The organism is Paenibacillus sp. P4_E11 (assembly GCF_056401635.1).
In genome coordinates this window covers 1-6,719 of record NZ_JBFUIX010000163.1, presented here as the reverse complement: position 1 = coordinate 6,719, position 6,719 = coordinate 1, and the positions used below count along the sequence as shown (strand labels likewise).

Here is a 6,719-nt window from a genome sequence, read left to right as displayed (position 1 = left end):
GACAAACTCTCTCTTAAGAGAAATTTTGCTAATTATACTATTTTGTTATTTTCACGTAGCTGTTAACCAGTTACGTTCGATTCCTGACATATTTGTGATACGGTTCAGTGTATCATAAGTAGGCGAAATTACTCGTTCCAACTGATAAAAAGCTCTACATCTGAGTATTTATTTCTTAAGGGCCATTGATTTAAGAATGACCGCAGTAGCTTCCGCACGAGTGGTATTGGCTTTTGCCCTAAATGTACCATCTTCATAACCGTCAATTAGCCCTTTGTCGGTCGCTGCTGCTACATCTTCGATTACCCAACTGGAAATCTCTGAATTGTCCTTAAAGCTGACAGATTTGCTCGATGCACTCAGCTTTACTGCACGGACTACAATCGCAACCATTTGTTCACGAGTGATCAGATCGCTCGGACGGAAGGTATTGTCTTCAAATCCAGAAACAATGCCCAAAGTGGCTACCGTACCGATAGAGTCCTCAGCCCAACTACCATTCGTATCGGCAAAGGTCTTGCTAATCGGCGCTGTCAACTTGAGATGGAGTGCCTTCACCAGGATGGAGACAAATTCGGCTCTGGTAATATGGTTATTCGGTTTAAAGGTCTGATCCGGATAACCGTTGATTGCTCCCATTTTGATCAATTCTCGAATACGGGCTTCCGCCCAGTGACCCTTGATGTCGGTCAAGTTCAATTCACTCGCGGACGGCGAAGGTGTCTGAATTCGTTCCGAAGTGAACACGGCGAACTTCCCGAAATGCATGACAGTACCAGATACGGTGCCCCTTGCTTGATCCACCTTCGTGTTGTCCAGTACCACCCATTTGCTCGTTTGTTCGTTCAGCCAGTAGACTGCTACCTCATTCTTGTTGAAGTCTACCTTCGACACGTCGAAAGGCAGTACGATCGTAACAGGCTTAATGAAATTGCCCTCACTGTTTTTCTTGACTTCGTAGACGTTTCCAAGTAATTGGAGGGCGGCATCTTTAGGTAGACTTGAGATGTCGGCCACTTTATCTACAGTTACTCGGATCGTCTTGTCCGTAGCCCCTTCTGGAATTGAAAACTTGACGTTGTTGAGAGTGAACTCAGCACCGGCGAAAGCCGCGATCGTAAAATTATTGGAAGGACCACTGCCACCGCCACTGCCGCTTCCACCACTCCCAGTCGGTGTATAGGCTCTTTGAATGGTTAGGCTATATATTCGGGTTGTCAAACCGTCTTTTGCCGTCACTGCAATCTTGACCACGTTACTGCCTTCGCTCAGCGGAAGCAATGAGGACGCCGTATCGCTCGTCAACGTGATCGGACCACTCACCAGCACGCCGCTGCTGTTATATACGTTCGCGGTCACAGTGGCAAATAGGGTATCAGATACCGTCGGCGTTACCGTGATGCTGCTCACGCTGTTTCCCACGCTTGCTGTGTAGCTGGTCGTGCCTGACGCAAACGCTGGATTTAAGCTCCCGCTCGACAGCACCAAGCTGTTCAAATCCGCATTGCTGCTGTTCGCTGCCGTCCTCGTCACGGTTACGGTGTATGTCTTCTTCGTTGTTCCGTCCTGTGCCGTTGTCTCCACAGTAATCGTGTTGCCACCTACGTTCAGGCTGATCGCTTCTGACGTACTCCCGCTCGTCACTGCCACACCATTCACCTTCACGGTCGTGCTGCTATCTGCTACCGTCGGCGTTACCGAGATTCCGCTCACGCTGTTCCCCACGCTTGCCGTGTAGCTGGTCGTGCCTGACACAAACATCGGATTTAAGCTCCCGCTCGACAGCGCCAAGCTGTTCAAATCCGCATTGCTGCTGTTCGCTGCGGTCCTTGTCACATTGATCGTGTAGATTTTCTTAGTCACTCCATCCATTGCCTTGGCGGTAACCGCAATCGGATTCTCTCCCACATTCAAAGGTACGCTGAACGAAGCTACATTGTTGTATACGACTCTAGTAACCGTACCGGATGCACCCGATACATCCACTGTCGCCATCGGATCTTCTAGCACCGGTGTGATCGTCACTGCATATACGCTAGTAGCGACAGATGCCGTGTAAGAAGTTGTATCAGGTGTAAACGACGGGCTGAGCGTTCCCCCCGTGAACGTTAATTTAGTTATACGAGCGTTATTATTTAGGCTAAATTTTCTAATGCCACCATTCATATCCAATACATATAGATTCCCACTATTGTTAAACGTAACTCCGACAGGAAAATTGAAACCATTGAAATTACTGCCCCACAATCGCGTAACGTAAGTACCGCTGGAATTAAACATCTGTATACGGTTGTTAAAAGTCTCCGTCACATACACGTTTCCGCTAGTATCAACTGCTATTCCCTGAGGGAAACTCAATTCTCCATCTTCGATGCCAACTCTTCCCCATTGCGTAATCAAACCTTTGGAATCAATCTTCTGTATACGGTTGTTGTTACTATCCGTCACATACACGTTTCCATTAGTATCGACTGCTATTCCAGTAGGAGAATCGAATTCTCCATCACCGCTGCCTTTACTTCCCCATTGCGTGACGTAAAGACCGTTGGAATCAAACTTCTGTATACGGTGGTTGAATGTGTCCGCTACATACACGTTCCCGCTAGTGTCTACTGCTATTCCTCCAGGAAAATTTAATTTTCCATGACCGCTGCCAGATTTCCCCCATTGCGTAACGTACGTACCGCTGGAATCAAACTTCTGTATACGGTTGTTGAATGTGTCCGATACATACACATTTCCGCTAGCATCAACTGCTATTCCTTGAGGGGACCCGAATTCTCCATTACCGCTGCCATTTTTCCCCCAATGTAAGAGGTAATTACCGCTGGAATCAAACTTCTGTATACGGCCGTTGATATGATCCATCACATACACGTTTCCGTTGCTATCTGTTGCAGTAGAACTTCGTTCAGGGGTGGATTTTCCAAATCGCCCCCATTTCGTGACGTAAGTACCGTTGGAATCAAACTTCTGTATACGGTTGTTGAGGGAGTCCACCACATACACGTTTCCGCTATTGTCAACTGCTGTTGCTATAGGAAGATGGTATTGTCCATTACCCACGCCTTCACTTCCCCATTGCGTAACATACGTACCGCTGGAATCAAACTTCTGTATACGGTAGTTCCAAGCATCTGTCACATACACGTTTCCGCTATTGTCTACTGCTATTCCTTGAGGTGAATCGAATTGTCCATTTTCGCTACCATTTCCCCCCCATTTCGTGACGTACGTACCGCTGGAATCAAACTTTTGTATACGGTTGTTGTTACCATCAGACACATACACGTTTCCACTAATGTCTATTGCTATTCCTTGAGGGAAATCGAATTGTCCATCACCGCTGCCATTTTCCCCCCATTGTAAGAGGTAATTACCGCTGGAATCAAACTTCTGTATACGGTCGTTGAATGAGTCCACCACATACACATTTCCGCTAGCATCAACTGCTATTGCTTGAGGGAAATCGAATTGTCCATTACCGCTGCCATTTTCCCCCCATTGTAAGAGGTAATTACCGCTGGAATCAAACTTCTGTATACGGCCGTAGTCCCCCACATACACATTTCCGCTAGCATCAACTGCTATTCCATCAGGGCCCTTAAATTCTCCATTACCGCTGCCATCTTTCCCCCATTGTAAGAGGTAATTACCGTTGGAATCAAACTTCTGTACTTGGCCGTTCCAACCATCTGTCACATACACGTTTCCGCTAAGATCAACTGCTACGTGTTCGGGGTGATCGAATTCTCCCCCAATTATCGGCGATTTAAATCCCCCAGCTGCAGGGACTTCATGAATAGTTTCTGGATATACGGCTGCATAAGCTGTGGTTGAGAAATTAACCGAAATAGCACCCATTAACAAAACGACAACCATTAACCAATACAATCCTTTTGTACGCATTATTAACACCTTGCATCCTCCTGATATTATGAATAGAATAAGAACTCACGTTTTTGCGCCGGAGCTACAAAGCCGATCACGACGATTTGGATCAGGACATAGAGTATAAGTGATTCCAATAACCACATCTTGCGTGTAAGAACCGTAGTTGTTCAGCGTGATGAGCTACCCATTCAGAATCTTTTGCTAACATCATTTTGGAAAACCCATATGAACATTAAACGGGTCCCCTTGGATATCGATTCAGCTTAATTCTATGACATTATTTCCTAAGAGCCATTGCTTTAAGAATGACCGCAGTAGCTTCCGCACGAGTGGTATTGGCTTGTGCCCTAAATGTGCCATCTTCATAACCGTTAATTAGTCCTTTGTCGACTGCAGTTGCTGCAGCTTCGATTGCCCAACTGGAAATCACTGAATGGTCCTTAAAGCTGACTAATTTGCTCGATCCACTCAGCTTCACCGCACGGACTACAATCACAACCATTTGTTCACGAGTGATCAGATCGCTCGGACGGAAGGTATTGTCTTCAAATCCGGATACAATTCCCAAAGTTGCTGCCGTACTGATGGAGTCCTCAGCCCAATCACCAGTCGTATCGGCAAAGGTCTTGCTAATCGGCGCTGTCAACTTAAGATTGAGTGCCTTCACCAATATGGAGACGAATTCCGCTCTCGTAATAGGGTTATTCGGTTTAAAGGTCTGATCCGGATAACCGTTGATTGCCCCCATTTTGATCAATTCTCGAATACTGGCTTCCGCCCAGTGACCCTTGATGTCGGTCAAGTTCGATTCACTCGCGGATGGCGAAGGTGTCTGAATTCGTTCCGAAATGAGCACGGTGAACTTTGCGAAATGCATGACAGTACCAGATACGGTGCCGCTTGCTTGATCCACCTTCGTATTGTCCAACTTCACCCATTTGTTCGTTTGTTCGTTCAGCCAGTAGACTGCTGCCTCCTTCTTGTTGAAGTCTACCTTCGACTTGTCAAAAGGCAGTACGATCCTAACAGGCTTAATGAAATCGCCCTCACTATTTTTCTTAACTTCATAAACGTCCCCAAGCAATTGGAAGGCGGCATCTTTAGGTAGACTTGAGATGTCAGCCACTTGATCTACCGTCACTTGAATGGTCTTGTTCGTAGCCCCTTCCGGAATTGAAAACTTGACGTTGTTGAGAGTGAACTCCGCACTAGAGAAAGCCTCTAGCGTAAAACGATTAGAAGGAGCACTGCTACTGCCACTGCTACTGCTACTGCCACTGCTACCGCCAYCGCTACTGCCATTGCCATCGCCGCTGCCACCGCTTTCAGTCGGGGTAACCGGTGTATAAGCYGCAAATTTGGTAAAGTGCTTGGTCCAAATGACAAGGTCACTGCCAACTGTAACTTTTGCATCCCCTCCWGCKGCAATTTCTCGATCTGCTGCAGCCTGGGTRTCTGCTGATATCGTGCCTGTGATCGGCGTAAACACGCCATTTCGTACRTAACCGGCCGATTTGCCCCCTTGATTCGGGATCARCAAACGTACCGCACGGTCAAAGGTTAACGATACATCCGAGGAGCCTACTTCAATGACGCCGTGCACGATAGCATTATTGATCACCACGCTGCTAGTGCTCAGTACTTCAGGCAGTTTGATCATTCCGTCCCAATTAGCAGGAGCTGTAATTTTCGTTCCMTCTGGRATCGTAATACTCACAATACCTAATGAAGTAGCCGCTTGTACTTCGATTAACGGAAGCGTCGCTTCTTTGTTAGATCCTACCGTTATCGGTGTGACGGCCACATTTGCGTTCTTTACGCCTAAGGGAACGGTGATCGTTACCGCTGTGCTCGGCGTTACTAGTATCGGTGTTGCAGAATCAGCCGTCAATGCTGTGGCTCTTTGAATGGTTAGGCTATATATTTGGGTTGTTAAACCGTCTTCTGCCGTCACTGCAATCTTGACCACGTTACTGCCTACGCTCAGCGGTAGCAATGAAGACGCCGTTTCACTCGTCAACGCGAGCGGACCACTCACCAGCGTGCCGCTGCTGTTATACACGCTCGCGGTCATCGTGGCAAACAGGGCATCAGATACCGCCGGCGTTACCGTGATTCCGCTCACGCTGTTCCCCACGCTTGCTGTGTAGCTGGTCGTGCTCGAGACAAACGTTGGACTTAAGCTTCCACTCGACAGTGCCAAGTTGCTCAAGTCAGCGTTCGGGCTCAGTGGGGCTGCTGCTCTTGTCACCGTTACCGTATACGTCTTCTTCGTTACGCCGTCTTCTGCTGTGACTTCCAACTTAATCTCTGTGTTGCCCACGCCCAGCGCAATCGCGCTAGATGCGTTCCCACTTGTCACTGCCGTGCCATTCACCTTTACCGTCGCTTTAACGTCMGCTACAGTCGGCGTTARCGTCAGACTTTCCACTTGATTCGCTACGCTTGCTGTATAGCTGACCGTGCCCGACGCGAACGTCGGATTCAAGGTTGCGCCGCCCGACAGCACCACGTTGCTCAAGTCWGCGTTCGGGCTCAGTGGTGGTGCCACTGCTCTTGTCACCGTTACTGTATACGACTTCTTCGTTACGCCGTCCTCTGCTGTGACTTCCACTTTAATCGCGGTGTTACCCACGCCCAGCGCAATCGCGCTAGATGCGTTCCCACTTGTCACTGCCGTGCCATTCACCTTTACCGTCGCTTTAACGTCAGCTACAGTCGGTGTTAGCGTCAGACTTTCTACTTGATTCGCTACGCTTGCTGTATAGCTGACCGTGCCCGACGCGAACGTCGGATTCAAGGTTGCGCCGCCCGACAGCACCACG

Annotated in this window: 2 protein-coding genes; both read right to left on the bottom strand. The window is 48.2% G+C overall.

Annotated elements, in window-relative coordinates; all coding sequences use genetic code 11:
* Positions 1–168: 168 nt before the first annotated feature.
* Positions 169–3,909 (bottom strand): cadherin-like beta sandwich domain-containing protein, encoded by a 3,741-nt coding sequence (locus AC1DWB_RS30020; protein ID WP_477544770.1) that lies wholly within the window; start codon positions 3,907–3,909, stop codon positions 169–171.
* Between the two features lie 262 nt (positions 3,910–4,171).
* Positions 4,172–6,719, bottom strand: a 2,548-nt coding sequence (locus AC1DWB_RS30015; protein ID WP_477544769.1) for a cadherin-like beta sandwich domain-containing protein, incomplete at its 5' end; no start/stop codon positions are given.

Coding starts and splice junctions, on each gene's coding strand:
- AC1DWB_RS30020 (WP_477544770.1), bottom strand. CDS start 3,909: ATGCGTACAAAAGGATTGTATTGGTTAATGGTTGTCGTTTTGTTAATG.